Source organism: Serratia sp. ASV30, assembly GCF_016428815.1.
Lineage (GTDB): Bacteria > Pseudomonadota > Gammaproteobacteria > Enterobacterales > Enterobacteriaceae > Chania > Chania fonticola_C.
In genome coordinates this window covers 1-18,427 of the sequence record NZ_JAELTL010000008.1, presented here as the reverse complement: position 1 = coordinate 18,427, position 18,427 = coordinate 1, and the positions used below count along the sequence as shown (strand labels likewise).

Below are 18,427 nucleotides of genomic sequence, written 5' to 3'. Positions count from 1 at the left end.
TTGAGAAGGGGGATAGCGATGGGATTATTGGATGGGTTAGTTGGGGCATTGAGCGGTGGTAAAGGTATGGATTACAGCGCCATCTTGCAGTGGGTTGAGCAGCAGGGGGGCTTGCCGGCAATTCTGGATAAATTCCGTCAGGGAAATTTGGCGGACGTGGTCGCCTCCTGGATCGGCACGGGTGAAAATCAGCCAATCAGCGGCGAACACGTTGAGCAGGCGTTGAGCACCGATGCCATTGCACAGTTGGCCGGTAAGTTGGGGATCGATCCGGCGCAGGCCTCTGCCCTGATTGCCCAGTATTTGCCGATGATCACCGACAAACTGTCACCTAATGGTCAGGAGCCACAGGGCGGCGATTTGATGAGCGCCGGGATGGATTTGCTGAAAGGCAAACTGTTCGGCTGATATGAGGCTGTGTCCCTTAATTGCACGTGAGTGCCGCTGGAGGTCATTTGGACGCGTTGCAAGGCACCACGGTCAATTGAGGGACACAGCCTAGCCCTCCGGTTTCTGGCCGGAGGGTTGCTATTACAGCGTCAGCATAATTTTACCGATATGCGCACTGGACTCCATCAAGGCATGGGCCTGCGCGGCTTGTTCCAATGGGAACGTCTGGAAAATCTGTGGCTTTAACTCCCCGCGTTCCAGCAACGGCCACACTTTCAGCTCCAGTTCGGCAGCGATCTGGGCTTTATCTTCCACACTGCGCGCCCGCAGCGTTGAGCCGGTATGGGTCAGGCGTTTAAGCAGCAATGGCATCAGGTTCAATTCTTTCACTACGCCGTTTTGCGTGCCGATCTGAACGATACGCCCATCCATTGCGGCGGCGCGGTAGTTCTTCTCCACGTAATCCCCCGCGATCAGATCGACGATGACATCGGCCCCTTTCCCATTGGTGGCGGTTTTTGTCAGCTCGACAAAATCTTCGGTGCGGTAGTTGATGGCGACGTCAGCCCCCAACGACAGACTGGCCTCACGCTTCTCTTCAGAGCCAACGGTAGTAATGACATAGGCGCAGAAGGCTTTGGCCAACAGGGTGGCAACCGTGCCAATGCCAGATGTGCCTCCGTGGATCAGCACGGTTTCCCCGGCACGAAGATGGCCCCGTTGAAATACGTTGACCCAAACGGTGAAGAAGGTTTCTGGCATGGCGGCGGCTTCTATCATGCTGAAGCCTTGAGGGACCGGCAGCGCATTGCTTTCATGCACCTTGCAATATTCGGCATAGCCCCCACCGGCGATCAGCGCACATACGTCGTCACCGGGGGCATAGCGTTGTACACCAACGCCAACGGCCACCACCGTGCCAGCAATTTCCAACCCTGGAATGTCCGAGGCGCCCGGCGGTGGGGCATATTGCCCACGGCGTTGCATAACATCTGGGCGGTTGACGCCGGCGGCAGCGACTTTCACCAGTATTTCACCCTGGGCTAATACCGGTAACGGGCGCTCCGCACTCACCAGAACCTCTGGCTCGCCCGGCTGGCTGATTTCGATGACCTTCATGTTTTCAGGTAGTTGTGCGTTGGCTGACATGCCGTTCTCCTTGATCAATCTGCGTATTCGGGATATTCCCGGCTGGATTATCTTATAGGGATAACAGAGTTGGCATGTGTGCGAAAGGGCGGTTTTATCTAGACAAGCAGAGATACCGCCGCAGAGGGGGCAGAGGATCAGTCGTTTGGCGGAATACGAAAACCTTTCAGCGAGACGATAAAGTGTTTTTTACCTTTGGAAATCTTGGCACCCTGATCGCACCACAGGCTGGCGAGCTGGAAAAAATCGTCGCTGTCAATGTCATAGGCCAGCTCAATCTTTTTCGCCGATCCTGAGCGGATCAGCGTTTCTGCCTGCTGGTGATTAATGGCTTTTACGGTGTTCATAGGCGAAATCCTTGGTGTTAACCCGGAGCGGATAATCGCTAGCCATCATATGGCTGGATTGTGACATTTTTGTGATGGAAATATGACGCTGGACCATTTTGCGGCTTGGCGCTCATTTTCTCCTGATCCTGTCATGGGGTAAATTTGGTGGTGTGCAGGTTCGGATTTAGTATGCGTGTAAACCTTTTGACCAGACATCGGATTATGATCAACAAAGTACGAAAACAACCCCTGCGCCAGCGTAGCTATCAGCTGTTGTTCAGCAATCAAACCCGAACGGGGCGCAGGATGCAGCTATTCTGGGTGAGTACGGCGCTGCTCAGTGTGCTGTTGCTGTTTATCGAACCCGGCGGCAGCTCGCTGTATACCCCCAATGCTCAAGTGCTTTATCAGCTGTTTTTGGCGGAGGTCTTTTTCACCACTCTTTTTACTGTGGAATATCTGTTGCGGCTGTGGTGCACGCCGAGTAAAGAGCGCTATGCCATCAGCTTTTTTGGCATTGTCGATCTGCTGACGATGTTGCCGATGTATATCATCTGGATATTCCCGCATATGGCGGTGGAATATATCGCTCTGCTGCGTGTACTGCGGATCCTGCGCGTATTGCGGGTGTTGAAACTGTTGCGCTACATGAGTGAGATGAGCATTGTCTGGCGCAGCATCAAGCTGGCGCGCCATAAGCTGACCCTGTTCTTTGGCTTTGTCGGCGTGATGCTGTGCGTATTTGGTGGCTTGATGTACGCGGTGGAGGGAGGCAGTGGTGGATTTACCAGCCTTGGCGCATCAATGTACTGGGCGGTAGTTACGTTAACCACCGTGGGCTACGGCGATATTGTGCCCCACACGCCATTAGGGCGGATGCTGGCTTCGGTGCTGATCCTGGTAGGGTATTCCATTATTGCGGTGCCTACGGGGATCCTGACCGCCTACATGTCGCAGGAGATGCAGCGCTATCGGGAACAGCGCCATTGCGCACAATGCGACCGTGGCGGGCATGAAGCCGAGGCGAAGTTTTGTAAATATTGTGGCGCTACGTTACCACCATTGTCAGTGAAATCCGCAAGATAACGCCGATAATTTCGCCAGCGGGGAGCAAATTCTGTGCGTTCGATCTCCCTTTCCAGCCTCACGAGATAAAAAGAGTTGCTATTATACGCCCGACATGAGTTAATGATTCTCGGCCTGTGGTACAGACCTATTTATGCACGACATTTTGAGTAAAGTAGTTCAAATTTAAAGCGTTATCCTTGATAGCTCTTCACTGACGAATTTCCTTTCTAGTGCCTCCATAAGTAACTGATGACCGGCTATTTCATGCCCATGGTGGCTTAAATTTTTTATTGAAGGAATTCAACATGTCTAACATGATTAAAGGTCAAGTGAAGTGGTTCAACGAGTCTAAAGGTTTTGGTTTCATCACTCCTGCAGACGGCAGCAAAGACGTGTTCGTACACTTCTCTGCAATTCAGGATCAAGGCTTCAAGACCCTGGCTGAAGGCCAGAACGTACAGTTCTCTATCGAGAACGGTGCTAAAGGTCCGTCAGCGGCTAACGTTACCGCTATCTAATCGGCCTCTCGCTGATTAACAAAAACCCGCCAAGGCGGGTTTTTTTGTGTCTGTGATTTGAGCCAGTGAGCGGAAAAACCGTTCACGGTGGTGTGCCAGGCGCTCTGAAAGGTCAGCCTGACATTCTGCTAAGCTTTACTAGCCATCGTCGTAAGATGGCTCAGAGGGGCAACGGATTACGCCATGGTGGGTTCTTTTCGTCAACTGTAATAGACTGATATCCGGGATAAATAACGAGGTAGAGCATGAAAGTTAACGATCTGGTGACGGTAAAGACCGACGGCGGCCCTCGTCGGGAAGGGGTCGTGCTGGAAGTTGAAGTGTTTAATGAAGGCACCATGTATCTGGTTTCACTGGAAGATTACCCGGCGGGCGTGTGGTTCTTCAATGAGATCGATAGCCGCGATGGTACCTTTGTAGAGCTGCGTAGTGCTGAACAGGATTAAGTCTTTTCCTGCAATTAACAGCTTGCCGCCGGTCTGGCTGGTGGGCTGAAACCTGGCCGCACAGTCACGCGGTGTTGAAAACTTGCCAAAATACCCGTAGCGGCATCATTGCCGCTGAAAACGGGCGTTTTTCTGTCGTACCCTAAGCCAACGTGTTCTGCTGTCGCTTTATTTGGCCGCAATGGTCATCAACGGCTGTTGACGAAAATGCCGCTGGTAAGCGTGTCGGTCAGGCGGACAACATGGTAGATGATCTGCTTGTTGTGGGTTTTGATCTTTCTTTTGATGTTTCCCTTATGGGAAGAGACGGTTTTCACCTTGATCTGCATTTGATCGGAGATCTGGATGGTGCCTTGGCCGGACATCCACATGCGCAGCATGTTTGACTCGGTTTGGCTTAGTGTGACAGGCGTCTGATCCAGCGAGCTTTTTTCCGGGCGAACCAGTTTTCTTTCGAGGTAGTGGTTAAGCAGCTGGCTCATGGTTTGCGGTTTAATCGATTTTGACGAGATGATAACGTTCTTGCGGACGTATAAATAATCGTCGAAATGTACGTTGGTGATGGCCATGAAAATAAAGAATAAAGTATCGGGATTAAGAGAGATCACGCGTTTTATTCTTTCCGTCGCATCCGCCTCATGGATGAAGCAGTCTTCATTCAGGAATACCATATTAGGCTTAAGTTTGGTGCATTTCTCATGCAGGCCGTCGATATGATTGACGGCGCTAATCTGGCGCTTTTTCAACCCGTGCGACGTCAGGTAGTCGGTTAATCCTAGTCTAGTGTAACTGCATGAATCCATAATGATTATTGGCATAAAGCCCCCCTGCTTAAGTCCGTTTCCACGCGGTTATAAAAAGAAAGCCTGAAGATAAAAGGCTAAAAGTTATAAAAAAATCACATCTTATGAATGCAACTTTCTATCAATAAAACCGGCATGACTCAACGTCTTTTCAAATTATATTTTCAAATCTTCCAAAACCATCAGTTTAGCTTAAGTCGACTTATTATGCTCTGTGGCTACTTTGCGGCTGGAAATATCAGTAGACGCCAGGTAGTCAGCCTTAAATTTGTTGCTAAGGTCAGCTATTTTCGTCTCGGTACTATTTTTCGATCATCAGATGATTCTTAAGGGTGTCTTATGGCTTGCTGTAAAGCCGGCGTTGGCGGTTTTTTGACTGATTTTGTTGCTTCCGTTTCATCACCAAACGCCATTAATTTTGCTTATTCAATTGATTGTATCAATGTATCGGCGCAAATGGTAACGATTCTTAGTTGGTTTTATGCGTTTTAGGAATTAGTTTATGAGTGAAATAAAGTCAAAATGAGTAGTTCTGCTAACCATGAGTCGTTTATTAAATAACTAATGTAAATTATTTCATTTGTTAATGATTTTCGAGTGGATAACTTATCAACGACATATCGATTTTCCTGACGTATCTTAGAGCGCAGAGACAACGTAATGTTGCTAAAGGCGATTTCAACTCACAACCCGGAGGCCAGGTGGATCACAATCAGTTTGGGCAACCCATTGGTGCAGTGCTTGAGGGCTGGCAACCAGCGGGTGAACCGGGAAAACAGAGTCTTCAAGGGCGTTTCTGCTGTCTGCAGCCGATGGATATCGCGCGCCGTGCCGATGAGTTGTTTCATGCCTACCAACTGGCGGAGGACGGGCGCGACTGGACCTATCTGTCTAGTGAACGCCCCACGGAGTTGCCTGTTTTCCAGCAGTATTTGCAGCGACAGCTGGCAACCCAGGGGAGAAACACCCTGACGGTGATCGATGCTACTAGCGGTAAAGCGGTCGGCACCTGCGCTTTCTTGAACATCGACCAACCCAACGGGGTGGTTGAGTTGGGGATGATCAACTGGTCACCCTTGATGAAGCGGCGAGCGATGGGGAGTGAAGCCATCTTTCTGATGCTCAAGCACGCTTTTGACGATTTGGGATTCCGCCGTTGCGAGTGGAAATGCGACCGTCTGAATGCCCCTTCTCGCGAGGCTGCACTGCGTCTGGGCTTCACCTTTGAGGGGACTTTTCGTCAGGCGATGACCAGAAAGGGACGCAACCGCGACACGGACTGGTTATCCATCATCGATGGTGAATGGCCAGTATTGCGCGAGGCGTTTGCTGCCTGGCTATCGCCTCAGAATATCTCAGCCGACGGCCAGCAGAAGCAGCGCCTCGCGACTTTCAGGCTTCGACCCGACAAGCCTGCATCGATGCCAGTGCCAAAGTAATATCCTGCTCTTCGGTCATCCAATTCACCAGGGCAGCCCGGATACCCGGTTGGCCCGCATAGCTGGTGGGCGTGCAGCGCACCACGCCGTGCCGATCCAAGCGATCGATGAAGCGGTTGCGTGCGGCGGTGGCATCGCCTGTAACGCCCTTCAGCGCAAAGCATACGATGTTCAGATTCACCGGGGCCAGCAGGCGGAAGCCTTCACTGGCCGCCAATCCGTCACCTAAACGTCGCGCCAACGTTACGTTACGCTCGACGATCTCCCTCATACCACTGCTGCCGTAGGCTTTCAATGCCATCCATAAGGGCAGGGCGCGAAAACGCCGTGAATTCTCGGGCGTCAGGTGCAAATAGTTATCTGGGCGCAACGTGGTGGCCTCCAGATAGGTCGAGTGATTCTGGAACACCTGCATCTGCAATGCCAGATGACGGGTAAATTGAATGGCGCTGTCATAAGGGACATTCAGCCATTTATGGGCATCTACGGTGATTGAGTCCGCCTGATGCCAACCGTCCAGCAGATGAGCCAAGCGGGGAGAACAGGCCGCAATCCCCCCAAAGGCGGCATCAACATGTAGCCAGAAGGGATAGCGTGCACGCAGTGCCAGCAGGCGGGGCAGATCGTCGAAAACGCCGGTGTTTACCGTACCTGCGCTGGCGAGCACTATCTTCGGGATATCTGGCGTGGCGGCAAGGTGACGCTCCAGTGCCTCGATATCAATGGCTTCGCAATCAGCCTGGCTGGCGATAGACCTTAACGCTTCACGCCCAATACCGAGCATGCTGAGCGCTTTCACGCTGCTGGCATGGGCATTGGCGGAAAGGACCTGAATCGGCCCCAAGGCGGCCAAGCCAAACTGTGCCACATCGATCCCGCGCTGTTGCCCTAACCACTGGCGGCCGATGGCGATCCCGGTGAAGTTGGCCATGGTGGCACCGCTGACAAAGCTACCGCTGAAGTCGGCGGGCAGTTGCAGCAGGGTTTTCAGTTGCTCAATTGTCGCCAGCTCGATCGCAGCCGCCACGGTATCATTGCTCAGTTGGCTATTCTGGTCGGCAGTGCTAACCAACCAGTCGGCAGCCAGCGCCGCAGGAGTGCTACCGCCGGTGACAAAACCAAAGTAACGCGGCCCGGCACTGCCGGAAAGGCCAGCCTCATAGCGTTGCCAAAAATCGTCTAACGCCGCTAACGCACCGCAACCCTCTTCGGTTAGCCGATCGTCACCGGTTTGCAACTGTTGTTCGGCCAGGGGCGGGCATACCGGCCGCTGGCTCAAGCTGGCAAGGAAGCCCTGCGCCAATTGGTTGGTATGGTCAAGTATGCGGGGTAAATCGTCGAGATCCTGCTGCAAACGTGGATGCATGGTCATGCCTTGAGTTAGGGGTCAGTATGTTTGCACTATAGGCGAACCTGATTAGTGCTAATATCGATAAAAAATGACCCTTTTGGATAGCAAGGCTAACCAGCAATGAATGAGCGTCTTCCCCTGCATATTTTGCCAACCTTTGTGATTGCTGCCCGGCTGGAGAATTTGCGTGCCACGGCACAACGCGTCAGCCTGACTCATGGTGCCGTTAGCCAACAAATCCAACTGCTCGAACAGGCTATTGGCTATCCACTCTTTGAACGCTCCGGGCGTGGGGTTCGGCTAAATGCTGCGGGGCGCGAACTGCTGGCGGCAACTGAACCTGCCTTGCTCGCTTTGCAACAGGGCGTTGACCGAGCCAGACGGGTAGCGGTAAGCCAGATGTTGCGCATCAGCGTGCTGCCTTCCTTTGCGCATTACTGGTTGTTGCCCAGATTGGCGGAGTTTCATCGTGCTTGCCCTGGGATCCGGTTGGATATTGACGCCTCGCTGGCGATACAGGATCTAGACCGTAAAGGATTTGATGCCGCGATCCGTATTGGTGATGGTCAATGGCCAGGCGTTCAGGCTCAGCGTATCGCCTCAGGAGTAGTGCTGCCGGTAGCGACTCCCGCACTGGCCAGGCAATGGCAGGAGGCATTTGATGCTGGAGATCCACAGGTCCCGCTGCTTGAGCATGACGTCACTCCCTGGCATAGCTGGTTTAGCGCCGTAGGGAGAATTGGCGGTGGGCAGCAGTTGGCGCTGTTCAACGACGCGGGTTTACTGTTGCGTGCAGCCGAGCAGGGGTTTGGTATTGCGCTGGTGAAGGCCGTGCTGGCGAAGGATGCGATTGCAGCAGGGCGCTTGGTGCCGCTGGCGGCCGCGCTGCATTTGAATGATAGCGATGTCTATCTGGTGTGGCCACAAGCCGCCGGTTTAACGCCTGAGGTGGTAGCGTTACTGAACTGGTTACAGCAACAGCTAAACTAAATCGCTCAATCGGATCCCTTGTGCTGCGTCTTGGGGCGCCCTACAAATTAAACAACGTTGCTCACTACGTAGAGGCTGCTGCGCCCGATTATTATTGTACCTATAACAATATCTCTATAAGGGGAATATTCTGTTTAGCTTTCGTTTACTAATATAACCTTTACTTCACAACCTCATGTCACTATACTCCAGCCAAAATTACCGAGGAGATAACCAATTGGACAGTTGCAGTAGTAGCGAAATAATAAAGGCAAGTTGACCAATCTCCTGTGATTTGTTGCTTGCCGAACACGGCGGGCAGCACCCCTCTCTCGTTATTCCGAGCTGTGCAAACCCGAACATGAAAGTTTTCCCGAGGCGCTTGCGCATTGGGCGTATTGATTCGGATATGATTATGGTATTTAACCATCACCACGGCCTTTTCCCTCCGGGCACCCAAACGCAGACCCGCTGATTAATTATCGGCGCGATTTCGCGTGTGCTTAACGGCACATGATTCAACCTCAATGATTAATTAAGGGGAAGATCATGGCTATGACTCCTTTTATTCTGAATTTATTCCTGGCAATGGGCCTGGGTGCCGTTATTGGTGCCGAGCGTCAATGGCGTCAGCGTATGGCGGGCTTGCGTACCAATTCTTTGGTCGCGACCGGCGCCGCCGTTTTTATCCTGAGCTCTTTTGACACCGAGCCTTCCAGCGCAGGGCGTATTGCGGCGCAGATCGTTTCTGGTATCGGTTTTCTCGGTGCCGGTGTGATTATGCGAGAAGGGCTGAATATCCGCGGCCTGAATACGGCAGCCACCTTGTGGTGCTCTGCGGCCATCGGTGTGCTATGTGGCCTGGGGCAGCATTGGGAGGCCGTCTGCGCCACCCTGGTGATCCTGTGTGCCAATATCCTGCTGCGTGAAGCGGCGCAGCGCATTAACCTGCAACCCCAGCAGCAAGCGGTGGATCTGGAGCTGCGTTATCGTGTCCAGGTGACCTGCGGTGAGCAGGATGAAATCCTGGTTCGTACCCTGATCCTACAGGCGTTGAACGGCGTGGCATTACGCCTGCAATCGCTGCGTAGCGCCGATATTGCCATTCCTGGCCAGTTGGAAGTCTGTGCGGAAATTGTGGCTAACCCGGCCGCGCAAAAAGAGATTGAGGGCATTGTCTGCCGTATTAGTTTAGAACGCAGCGTGAGTGCCGTGCATTGGCGTGTTGCGTCAGAATTACCCGTTTAACCATAAATAACCTTCACCGATAAGGTGATAAGGATGTGTTATGCAAGCACCCCCCAGAGATTTTATTATTCTGCGTATACCCGTCGTCTTTCAAGCTGTAGTGTTGTTTCCTGCAGTTACTCACCCCAGTCACTTACCCAAAAGTAAGCTCCTGGGGATGAGTAAGCTTGTCGCCTAGCTACAACTTGAAATTCAAAGGTATATTAATGGAATAAGCATTACGTTAATGAAGTAAACCAAATAAATTCCACTTTGTGCATGTTCACCCGTTATTACGGGCGGGGTAACCCTGTGTGCAAAGTAAAAAAAGAGAATAGCGTCATGACCCATATTAAAGAAAATAGCCGTCGCCGTGATAAACAGCGCGAGCCGTATGCCATTGCTCTCGAGGCAAAGAACAGCCTCGATCAAACGTTGGCTAATTTAAACTGTAACCGCATCGGATTAACTCAGGAAGATGCCCAGGAGCGTTTGCAGTATTTCGGTAGTAATCAGGTTGCCCATGAGAAGGCACCGCATGCGCTGGTACAGTTAGTCAGCGCGTTTAACAACCCGTTTATCTTTGTGTTGATGGTGCTGGCAGGGATCAGTTTCTTTACCGATTACTGGTTGCCCATGCAAAACGGTGAGGAAACCGATCTTACCGGCGTCATCATTATCCTGATTATGGTTACGTTGAGCGGGTTGCTGCGCTTCTGGCAGGAATACCGCACCAATAAAGCGGCCGAATCACTCAAATCGATGGTGCGTACCACGGCAACGGTGTTGCGCCGCAGTAATTTCAGCACCCAGGCGTTAGCGGTGGAAATTCCCATTCGTGAGTTGGTTCCGGGCGATATTATTCAGCTCTCCGCCGGGGACATGATACCCGCAGACCTCCGCTTGCTCAGCTCACGCGACCTGTTTATCAGCCAGGCCATCTTGACCGGCGAAGCTATTCCGATCGAAAAATACGATGCTTTGGCCGGCGTGAGCCAAAAGTCCAGCGAGATTGATGCCTCCAGCGAAAGCGAACTGCTGGAGTTAGCCAATATCTGCCTGATGGGCACCAACGTGGCCAGCGGAACGGCGACGGCGGTGGTAGTCGCGACCGGTGGCCGCACCTACTTTGGCTCTTTGGCGAAGTCGATCGTTGGTACCCGTTCGCAAACTGCCTTTGACCGTGGAGTAAACAGCGTTAGCTGGCTGCTGATCCGCTTTATGTTGGTGATGGTACCGATCGTCTTGCTGATTAACGGTTTTACCAAGGGAGACTGGACGGAGGCGGCACTGTTTGCCTTGGCGGTCGCCGTGGGGCTGACGCCGGAAATGCTACCGATGATCGTCAGCTCGAACCTGGCGAAAGGCGCAATTGCCATGGCGCGCCGCAAGGTGGTGGTCAAACGGTTGAATGCGATCCAGAACTTTGGCGCGATGGACGTGCTCTGTACCGATAAAACCGGCACTCTGACGCAGGATCGCATCATTCTGGAACACCATCTGGACGTGAATGGCAGCAAAGATAACCACGTGCTGCATTTAGCCTGGTTGAACAGCTTCCATCAGAGTGGCATGAAGAACCTGATGGATCAGGCGGTGATCCGTTTTGGCCAGGGCCAGCCAGGCGTTGAGGCATTGGGGCGCTACAGCAAGGTTGATGAACTGCCGTTTGATTTTATACGTCGTCGCTTGTCGATCGTGGTACAGGATGAACAACAGCGCCAACTGCTGATTTGCAAAGGTGCAGTTGAAGAGATGTTGGAGATCGCCACCCACGTCCGCGTTGGGCAGCAGGTGTTGGCGCTTGACGAGGCTCGCCGTGCCGATTTGCAGGCGTTGGCCTGCCAGTACAATGAAGATGGTTTCCGCGTGCTGGTGCTGGCAACGCGAGATCTGGGTCTGGAAGGTTGTACTTTGCCACTGAGCATTGTGGATGAACGCGATCTGGTGATCGAAGGCCTGCTGACCTTCCTCGATCCGCCAAAAGAGAGCGCTCGTGAAGCGATTGCTGCCCTACAGGAAAATGGCGTGGCGGTGAAAGTGTTGACCGGCGACAACCCGGTGATCACCTGTAAAATCTGCCGCGATGTCGGCCTGGAGCCAGGAGAGCCGCTCTCCGGCCTGGAGATTGAACAGATGGACGATGCCCATCTGATGCGTGAAGTTGAGCAACGTACGGTATTTACCAAGCTGACGCCGTTGCAAAAATCACGCGTGCTGAAAATGTTGCAGGCTAATGGCCACACCGTGGGCTTCCTGGGGGATGGCATTAACGACGCCCCGGCGTTACGTGATGCCGACGTGGGCATTTCAGTCGATACCGGTACCGATATTGCCAAGGAGTCCGCAGATATCATCCTGTTGGAAAAGAACCTGATGGTGCTGGAAGAAGGGGTGATCAAAGGGCGTGAAACCTTCGGCAATATCATCAAGTATCTGAACATGACCGCCAGCTCCAACTTCGGCAACGTGTTCTCGGTGCTGGTGGCCAGTGCGTTTATTCCGTTCCTGCCGATGCTGGCGATCCACCTGCTGTTACAGAACCTGATGTACGATATCTCCCAGCTTTCCCTGCCGTGGGACAAGATGGACAAAGAATTCCTGCGTAAACCGCGCAAGTGGGATGCCAAGAATATTGGTCGCTTTATGCTGTGGATTGGGCCGACGTCTTCGATTTTCGACATCACGACCTATGCGTTGATGTGGTTCGTGTTTGCCGCCAATAGCGTAGAGCATCAGGCGCTGTTCCAGTCCGGCTGGTTTATTGAAGGCTTGCTGTCTCAGACGCTGGTAGTGCATATGCTACGTACCCAGAAAATCCCGTTCATTCAGAGCACGGCGGCGCTGCCGGTGTTGTTGACCACTGGGATTATTATGGCACTCGGTATCTATATTCCGTTCTCGCCGCTCGGGGCATGGGTCGGGTTGCAACCGCTGCCGTGGGAGTATTTCCCTTGGCTGGTGGCCACTCTGGTCAGCTACTGTGTGGTGGCGCAATTGATGAAGCGTTTCTACATCCGCCGCTTTGGCAAGTGGTTCTAATCTACGTTATCACCGGGCGTTATGCCCGGTGATAAACCTCAATCGGCCTGTTTCGAGGGTGCGCAGCATCTTGCAGCGCACCCTCGACCGAACATGTGCGGCCACCTTACAAATTCGGCAAGATTGCTACTTTGCCATCAAGCTGAGGCGCACACGTGTGTGCGACTACAGGCTGCGGCAATGCCTGCGATATTCAGAGGGGGAACGATCGGTATGCTTTTTGAATATCCGGCAAAAATAGTTACTGTCGTCGAACCCACAGTTATGAGCGATCTCTTTGATCTTCAGATCATAGCCACGCAATAGATTTTTCGCCCGCTCGAGGCGCACCCCGGTGATGTACTCATTGAAACCGACTGGGCCTGACTTTTGAAACAGGTGGGACAGATAGTTAGGGGTAATATGAAATCGTTTGGCAACGCCTTCCCGCGTTAACGGTAACCCGGCGTGGTCATCAAGGTAATCCTGTATGGCCAGCAGCAGTTCCTGGCTTTTACTGACGGTTTGCCCCTGGCCTGCGAGCTGTTCCAGGCAGTGGCTGACCAACCCGGTAAAGATCAACTGCGAGGTCAATGCATCCGGTTGCAGCAAAACCTCATTCATCGCCAGCAGCAGGTATGAGCCGACTCTGGGCCCACGCCGCGCCACGTGCTGTTTTTGCGTTTCACACAGCGTTTGCCCGTCCCATCTTTGCAGGCTGAAACCCAGCTTTTGCTTACTGAACAAGATGCTCAGCGTGGTGGCTGGCTGGGTCCATTGCGGAAAACTCCATTTGCCCGCAGGGACATAAAGCACCTGATAGCTGGAGAGAGTGTTATTTGCCAAAGGCAGGCACTGATCTTCAACTTCCCCTTCGAGCACTATTTCAAGCCGTGGAAAAGGCACGCAGAAGGCCAGTGGCGGGGCGGGAAAAGTGGGTTCAGGGAACCTTACCTGGATCGCTTCCTGGTGGGCAATCAGCTGTTTAAGCAGGGTAACAAGCGTTTCAGACATCGCGATCTCCAGTGCGCTTCGGCGGTTAACGATGCATTTGAGAATGATGGTAAACCCAAGCGGGCAGCGCAATTAAGGTGATATCTCCCTGCATTCATGGGTCTTTTACGCATTTATGACCCTGGTCACATTTTTGGCTGGCGTACATCTGTGTCCAGTATTTCGTAGTAAAAGCCCCCTGTTTTTGGCCCAGGCTTCCAGTAAATTTGCCGTTATGTTATCAAAAAGTAAATGGAGAAATCATGATGCAACGTCAATCTGAGATATACCTGGAGGCTTTAGGAGCCAGTATCGAGTTAACGGCACAGATGAAGCAGGAGCTTGATACGTTGGGATATACCGTGGTGCACAACGTGGCCGATCCTGACTGGCTGGTGGCAATGCGCAATCTTATTGACGAGCTGGTGGAGAAAGAAGGGGATAACCTGGCCATTGAGCACCATCAGGAAGCGACAGCAACTCGCATAGCCAACATGGTGAATAAAGGTGTGGTATGGGAAAAGGTGTGGTCGCACCCGCTGATCCTGTCTGCCTGCCGCTATATTTTCAACGGTGAGTTCAAAGTCTCTAGCCTCAATGCCCGCGAAGCCTTGCACGGTGGCGGCCATCAGCCTCTGCATGCCGACTGGAAAAAGCCGCGTCCCGACTTTCCAAAAGTCCATTTGGTCAATGCGATATGGGCGATTGACGACCTAAGTGCGGAAAATGGCGCGCCGCGGATTATCGCCGGAACGCACCTGCGGCCGGAACTGCCGGAAGATGTGTTGGCCGATCCCGACTTGGCACATCCTGATGAAATTGTTTTTGCCGCCCCTGCCGGTAGCGTGATGATCTACAACGCGCACACCTGGCATGGAGGTACTCAGAACAGGATCGGTACTCGGCGGCGGGTGTTGCACGCACTCTATATTGACCGTGCAGATACCGCCCAGCAGGATCAGCGCCGCTGGCTGAAGGAAGAAACGGCCAGCCGGTTGACTCCGGCACAAAAATGGCTGCTTGATGTGCTTTAAGTGTCCGGTGTAGGGGCGCTGCTGCGCCCGTTAAATCCGATGTCAGCACCGGATCTGCGAGGCAGCTCTCGTTAATTGTTACGTTAATGTTGCTGGGATAGACTATTGTTTTCTCTTCACTTGCGAACCAGCAACGCGCGTCACGTTTGCCAAAGGCGTGAGCGACACGGAGAGAGAACATGAATCAGCGGGAACTAGAAAGCGCCATTGTCACCGATTTTTCCAAGCGCATGAGCTATGGTGATTACCTGTGCCTGGATCGACTGTTGGATTGTCAGCAGCCACTTTCCAGCCCGCAGCATCATGATGAGATGCTGTTTGTGGTGCAACATCAGACCTCGGAACTGTGGATGAAACTGATGCTGCATGAGCTGCAGGCGGCCAAGACTCTGGTGCAGCAGGATAAGCTCAGCCACTGTTTCAAGATCCTGGCCAGGGTAAAGCAGATCCAGCGTCTGCTGTTTGAGCAATGGGCGGTGCTGGAAACGCTGACTCCGTCGGAATATGTGGAGTTCCGTGGCGTGCTGGGTAACTCTTCGGGTTTCCAATCTCATCAATATCGTTCGATCGAGTTTTTGTTGGGTAACAAAAATGCCGCCATGCTGGCCGTCTTCAGCGACGATGCGCCAAAACATGCCGCGCTGAAAGCGATCCTCGAAGCCCCGAGCCTGTATGACGAATTCCTCCGCTATCTTTCCCGCCATGGTCTTGCGGTGCCTCAGGCATGTATCGAACGAGACTGGACCCAGCCTTACCAGCGCAATCCAGAGCTGTTACCGGTGTTCAAACTGATTTACGATAATCCGCAAACCTACTGGGCGGCCTACGAAATGGCCGAGAAGCTGGTGGATATCGAGGAAAGCTTCCATCTATGGCGTTTTCGCCATATGAAAACGGTCGAGCGGATCATTGGTTTTAAATCGGGTACCGGCGGCTCCAGCGGCGTCAGCTTCTTGAAGAAGGCGTTAGAACTGACATTTTTCCCTGAGTTGCTGGATGTACGAACCGAAATTGGCGCTTGACTCTACCGTTCCGGACATAAGCGAGAGGAGTGATGACAATGGCGGTAAGCATTGAGCAAAAACCGGCAGAAAAGGCCGTTGGCGTGCGGGTTGTGGGGCCTTATGCGCAATCAGTCCCACTGGGTTTTCAGCAACTGATGGCCTGGCAACAACGGCAAGGCATTCCCGTGGGGAAATGGCTGGTACTCTATTGGGACGATCCGAACCAGGTCGCAGCGGAAAACCTGCGTGCCGACGTGGTGTTTACCGTTGCCGATGATTTTGTGCTACCTGCCGGCAGTGAAAAAATGGTGATACAAACCCTACCGGCAGGGGAGTACGCCGTTTACCGGGTGCGGATCACCGATGGGGATTTCGCTACCCCCTGGCGTAATTTTTACCAGCAGCTATTACCCGCCAGTGGCTATCGGCCGTCTGAGGGCGTTTGCTATGAACATTATCTCAATGATTGTGTGGCTGATGGCTACTTTGATCTGGAGATTTGCCAGTCGGTAACCAAGTTTTGAAGGCTGCGTAAAGGGTTCAGGGCGCACAGCGCCCTGATTAGAGGATCACTCCTCGGCGACGCGGATAATCAGCTTGCCGAAGTTTTTCCCTTTCAGCAGCCCGAAAAAGGCCTGAGGGGCATTTTCTAACCCGTCGACAACGTCCTCGCGGAATTTGATCTTGCCCTGGCTGACCCATTCCCCCATCTGTTGTAGAAACTCGCCGAAGTTTTCTGCGTAATCATCGAAGATGATAAAACCCTGCATCTTGATGCGTTTGCGCAGGATCAGGCTTTGTAACAACGGCAAGCGATCTGGGCCTGGTGGTAACTCGGTCGCGCTGTAGTGGGCGATCATGCCACAGACGGGGATACGTGCCTTGGTATTGAGTAAAGGAATAACCGCATCGAATACCGCGCCGCCGACGTTTTCATAGTAAATATCAATGCCCTGGGGGCAGGCTGCCGCCAACTGAGCTGCAAAGTCGGCCGAGTGGTGATCGATACAGGCATCAAATCCCAGTTCTTCCACCACATAGCGGCATTTCTCTGCGCCGCCTGCCACGCCCACTACGCGGCATCCTTTCAACTTGGCAATTTGACCTACCACGGAACCTACGGCTCCGCTGGCTGCCGCGACCACCAAGGTTTCGCCTGCCTGTGGCTGACCGATATCCAGCAACCCCATATAGGCGGTAAAACCTGGCATACCTAACACGCCAAGGAGCCTGGAAGAGTGATCCAGCTTGGTGCCCAGATTGCGCAGGCCGCTGCCGTCTGACAACGCATGGCTTTGCCACCCGTCGTAGCCTAGCACCCAATCTCCAACGTTAAAGTCTGGATGTTGTGAAGCCTGCACGCGGGATACGGTGCCGCCGACCATCACTTCACCTATCTGTACCGGGGGAGCATAAGAGGGTGCATCGCTCATACGGCCACGCATATAGGGATCTAATGAAAGGTAAATCGTGCGCAGCAACAGTTGCCCGGCAGCGGGCTGTGGGATGGGGCTGGTTTCCAGACGGAAATTGTCTGCCTGCGGTTCCCCGTGCGGGCGTGAAGCTAAAACAAAACGACGATGATGCGTTTGCTGAGACATCGATGACTCCTTGGCGACGGTGTTGAACTAATGGGGTTCAGGTACAGGTTAGTCTAGTTAATCTGCCGTAGTGGAAAATAGCGTTGTGTGCGCATGTACGCGAAAACGTAATAAGTATGGTGGGAGCCTTGTTGAAAAATATTGCGTAATATTTGCGGTGACTGAGTGTTCGTTGAGCTTTCTTATATCGTGAAGAAAAATAACGCCAAAAATATAATGATAAACCATAACTGGCAGTGATATTTAATGTTGGGTATATTGATGGTCTTGCGAAAATTCCGATGTCATATAGGGGCGTTGGCGATAGTATTAAGGCTAGGCTGTAGCATAAGCGATACTTCGTTGGCGATCAGGTATTTCTAACGAGCTTCTTAATTTGCATCAAGAAAAAAGAGTTGCGCCTTGAATAGGAAACTGGAAGTCATGAGTGTGTGTTATAGCGGAACGATCAGCACGTCAATGCTGCTGCTATTGATAAAGCGTGCGGCAGAGCAGGCTACCTTATTCATCATGCTATCGCTATGGTTGCCGCAGATGACCAAATCAAAGGGTTGCTTCTGGTTGGCGTAGGTCAGGCAGTCACCCAACTCGCCGTGAATGATCCGCGTTGCGATATTGGGATAGTTTGCCCGTAGGCACAGCTCTTCCATAAACAGCAGCGTCTCTTCCTCCATCAACGCACGCAGGTCGCCCAGCATGGGGGCGGGGAAAATCTCTGTATTGGCAATGATACTGACTAGCGTGATTTTTCCATCACAGGGGCGCACGATGGAGACGGCTTTCTCTACCAGCCTCTGGCTGTCCGCTGCGACCGCCACCGTAACCAGCACGTTGCGATATCCCATGTTCTACTCCCGTTGCCTGAGTGTGTGTGCTAAAAGGGTAGAGCAATGCCTGTGCAATAAATGTGGTTTGTATCACGCGCAACGCTAAATCTCAGGGCAAGGAAGAGATTCCGCCATAAAAGATAAAAAGATGCGCGCATAACGATCTGTCTCTTATACACATCTGACGCTGCCGACGATGCCAACTAAAGAGGGGGGGGGGGGGGGGGGGGGGGGGGGGGGGGGGGGGGGGGGGGGGGG

Annotated in this window: 18 protein-coding genes; 11 read left to right on the top strand and 7 right to left on the bottom strand. The window is 52.8% G+C overall.

The annotated features are described in order from the left end of the window. The first annotated feature begins 18 nt into the window (after positions 1-18). Positions 19-408 (top strand): YidB family protein, encoded by a 390-nt coding sequence (locus JHD74_RS04985; RefSeq protein ID WP_021180899.1) that lies wholly within the window; start codon positions 19-21, stop codon positions 406-408. Between the two features lie 123 nt (positions 409-531). Here JHD74_RS04985 and JHD74_RS04980 read toward each other — a convergent pair whose 3' ends face one another. Further along, entirely contained in the window at positions 532-1,539 is a 1,008-nt protein-coding gene (locus JHD74_RS04980) for an NAD(P)H-quinone oxidoreductase (RefSeq protein WP_199061884.1), read from the bottom strand. A gap of 137 nt (positions 1,540-1,676) precedes the next feature. After that, positions 1,677-1,886, bottom strand: a complete 210-nt coding sequence (locus JHD74_RS04975) for a hypothetical protein (RefSeq protein ID WP_021805739.1) — start codon at positions 1,884-1,886, stop codon at positions 1,677-1,679. 288 nt (positions 1,887-2,174) lie between these two features. Here JHD74_RS04975 and JHD74_RS04970 point away from each other — a divergent pair, with 288 nt between their 5' ends. From JHD74_RS04970 to dsrB, 3 genes are all read left to right on the top strand, one after another. Continuing rightward, a complete protein-coding gene (locus JHD74_RS04970) occupies positions 2,175-2,954 on the top strand; it encodes an ion transporter (protein ID WP_080673349.1) in 780 nt (259 codons plus the stop codon). A 287-nt stretch (positions 2,955-3,241) separates the two neighbouring features. Further along, on the top strand, positions 3,242-3,454 hold the full coding sequence (cspE, locus tag JHD74_RS04965; protein ID WP_004946278.1) for a transcription antiterminator/RNA stability regulator CspE: 213 nt from the start codon (positions 3,242-3,244) through the stop codon (positions 3,452-3,454). A 245-nt stretch (positions 3,455-3,699) separates the two neighbouring features. Then, on the top strand, positions 3,700-3,900 hold the full coding sequence (gene dsrB, locus JHD74_RS04960; RefSeq protein WP_021180904.1) for a protein DsrB: 201 nt from the start codon (positions 3,700-3,702) through the stop codon (positions 3,898-3,900). A gap of 188 nt (positions 3,901-4,088) precedes the next feature. Here dsrB and rcsA read toward each other — a convergent pair whose 3' ends face one another. Beyond that, positions 4,089-4,718, bottom strand: a complete 630-nt coding sequence (rcsA, locus tag JHD74_RS04955; RefSeq protein WP_024528929.1) for a transcriptional regulator RcsA — start codon at positions 4,716-4,718, stop codon at positions 4,089-4,091. Between the two features lie 686 nt (positions 4,719-5,404). Here rcsA and JHD74_RS04950 point away from each other — a divergent pair. Further along, positions 5,405-6,142 (top strand): GNAT family N-acetyltransferase, encoded by a 738-nt coding sequence (locus JHD74_RS04950; protein ID WP_024528928.1) that lies wholly within the window; start codon positions 5,405-5,407, stop codon positions 6,140-6,142. Here the strand turns inward: JHD74_RS04950 and JHD74_RS04945 are convergent. Continuing rightward, on the bottom strand, positions 6,096-7,508 hold the full coding sequence (locus tag JHD74_RS04945) for a pyridoxal-dependent decarboxylase (RefSeq protein ID WP_199061882.1): 1,413 nt from the start codon (positions 7,506-7,508) through the stop codon (positions 6,096-6,098). The genes JHD74_RS04950 and JHD74_RS04945 overlap by 47 nt on opposite strands. Positions 7,509-7,613: 105 nt before the next feature. Between JHD74_RS04945 and JHD74_RS04940 the strand changes: the two genes are divergently transcribed. The 3 genes from JHD74_RS04940 to mgtA all read left to right on the top strand — a co-directional run bounded on the left by JHD74_RS04940 (position 7,614) and on the right by mgtA (position 12,731). Beyond that, on the top strand, positions 7,614-8,483 hold the full coding sequence (locus tag JHD74_RS04940; RefSeq protein WP_199061880.1) for a LysR substrate-binding domain-containing protein: 870 nt from the start codon (positions 7,614-7,616) through the stop codon (positions 8,481-8,483). Between the two features lie 528 nt (positions 8,484-9,011). Further along, positions 9,012-9,710 (top strand): MgtC family protein, encoded by a 699-nt coding sequence (locus tag JHD74_RS04935; RefSeq protein ID WP_021180910.1) that lies wholly within the window; start codon positions 9,012-9,014, stop codon positions 9,708-9,710. A gap of 321 nt (positions 9,711-10,031) precedes the next feature. Continuing rightward, complete coding sequence (gene mgtA, locus JHD74_RS04930; RefSeq protein ID WP_199061878.1) at positions 10,032-12,731, top strand: magnesium-translocating P-type ATPase; 2,700 nt, start codon at positions 10,032-10,034, stop codon at positions 12,729-12,731. A gap of 165 nt (positions 12,732-12,896) precedes the next feature. On the opposite strand, the gene JHD74_RS04925 is transcribed toward mgtA, so the two are convergent. Further along, positions 12,897-13,724 (bottom strand): helix-turn-helix domain-containing protein, encoded by an 828-nt coding sequence (locus JHD74_RS04925; RefSeq protein WP_199061876.1) that lies wholly within the window; start codon positions 13,722-13,724, stop codon positions 12,897-12,899. 245 nt (positions 13,725-13,969) lie between these two features. Between JHD74_RS04925 and JHD74_RS04920 the strand changes: the two genes are divergently transcribed. The 3 genes from JHD74_RS04920 (at position 13,970) to sbmC (ending at position 16,265) form a co-directional block, all read left to right on the top strand. Next, complete coding sequence (locus JHD74_RS04920) at positions 13,970-14,737, top strand: phytanoyl-CoA dioxygenase family protein (protein ID WP_065683387.1); 768 nt, start codon at positions 13,970-13,972, stop codon at positions 14,735-14,737. Positions 14,738-14,916: 179 nt separating this feature from the next. After that, on the top strand, positions 14,917-15,759 hold the full coding sequence (kynA, locus tag JHD74_RS04915; protein WP_199061874.1) for a tryptophan 2,3-dioxygenase: 843 nt from the start codon (positions 14,917-14,919) through the stop codon (positions 15,757-15,759). Positions 15,760-15,797: 38 nt separating this feature from the next. Then, the gene (sbmC, locus tag JHD74_RS04910) at positions 15,798-16,265 is read left to right on the top strand and encodes a DNA gyrase inhibitor SbmC (RefSeq protein WP_074031588.1); all 468 of its coding nucleotides are present in this window, start codon (positions 15,798-15,800) and stop codon (positions 16,263-16,265) included. Between the two features lie 45 nt (positions 16,266-16,310). Here the strand turns inward: sbmC and JHD74_RS04905 are convergent, their stop codons facing one another. Together JHD74_RS04905 and uspC are read right to left on the bottom strand one after the other, a co-directional pair. Then, complete coding sequence (locus JHD74_RS04905; protein ID WP_199061872.1) at positions 16,311-17,342, bottom strand: NADP-dependent oxidoreductase; 1,032 nt, start codon at positions 17,340-17,342, stop codon at positions 16,311-16,313. Positions 17,343-17,776: 434 nt separating this feature from the next. Continuing rightward, positions 17,777-18,187 (bottom strand): universal stress protein UspC, encoded by a 411-nt coding sequence (gene uspC, locus JHD74_RS04900; RefSeq protein WP_024528919.1) that lies wholly within the window; start codon positions 18,185-18,187, stop codon positions 17,777-17,779. Between the last annotated feature and the right edge of the window lie 240 nt (positions 18,188-18,427).

Coding starts and splice junctions, on each gene's coding strand:
- JHD74_RS04920 (WP_065683387.1), top strand. CDS start 13,970: ATGCAACGTCAATCTGAGATATACCTGGAGGCTTTAGGAGCCAGTATC.
- JHD74_RS04980 (WP_199061884.1), bottom strand. CDS start 1,539: ATGTCAGCCAACGCACAACTACCTGAAAACATGAAGGTCATCGAAATC.
- JHD74_RS04945 (WP_199061882.1), bottom strand. CDS start 7,508: ATGCATCCACGTTTGCAGCAGGATCTCGACGATTTACCCCGCATACTT.
- kynA (WP_199061874.1), top strand. CDS start 14,917: ATGAATCAGCGGGAACTAGAAAGCGCCATTGTCACCGATTTTTCCAAG.
- mgtA (WP_199061878.1), top strand. CDS start 10,032: ATGACCCATATTAAAGAAAATAGCCGTCGCCGTGATAAACAGCGCGAG.
- JHD74_RS04970 (WP_080673349.1), top strand. CDS start 2,175: ATGCAGCTATTCTGGGTGAGTACGGCGCTGCTCAGTGTGCTGTTGCTG.
- JHD74_RS04975 (WP_021805739.1), bottom strand. CDS start 1,886: ATGAACACCGTAAAAGCCATTAATCACCAGCAGGCAGAAACGCTGATC.
- JHD74_RS04935 (WP_021180910.1), top strand. CDS start 9,012: ATGGCTATGACTCCTTTTATTCTGAATTTATTCCTGGCAATGGGCCTG.
- dsrB (WP_021180904.1), top strand. CDS start 3,700: ATGAAAGTTAACGATCTGGTGACGGTAAAGACCGACGGCGGCCCTCGT.
- JHD74_RS04905 (WP_199061872.1), bottom strand. CDS start 17,342: ATGTCTCAGCAAACGCATCATCGTCGTTTTGTTTTAGCTTCACGCCCG.
- JHD74_RS04940 (WP_199061880.1), top strand. CDS start 7,614: ATGAATGAGCGTCTTCCCCTGCATATTTTGCCAACCTTTGTGATTGCT.
- JHD74_RS04985 (WP_021180899.1), top strand. CDS start 19: ATGGGATTATTGGATGGGTTAGTTGGGGCATTGAGCGGTGGTAAAGGT.
- cspE (WP_004946278.1), top strand. CDS start 3,242: ATGTCTAACATGATTAAAGGTCAAGTGAAGTGGTTCAACGAGTCTAAA.
- rcsA (WP_024528929.1), bottom strand. CDS start 4,718: ATGCCAATAATCATTATGGATTCATGCAGTTACACTAGACTAGGATTA.
- sbmC (WP_074031588.1), top strand. CDS start 15,798: ATGGCGGTAAGCATTGAGCAAAAACCGGCAGAAAAGGCCGTTGGCGTG.
- uspC (WP_024528919.1), bottom strand. CDS start 18,187: ATGGGATATCGCAACGTGCTGGTTACGGTGGCGGTCGCAGCGGACAGC.
- JHD74_RS04925 (WP_199061876.1), bottom strand. CDS start 13,724: ATGTCTGAAACGCTTGTTACCCTGCTTAAACAGCTGATTGCCCACCAG.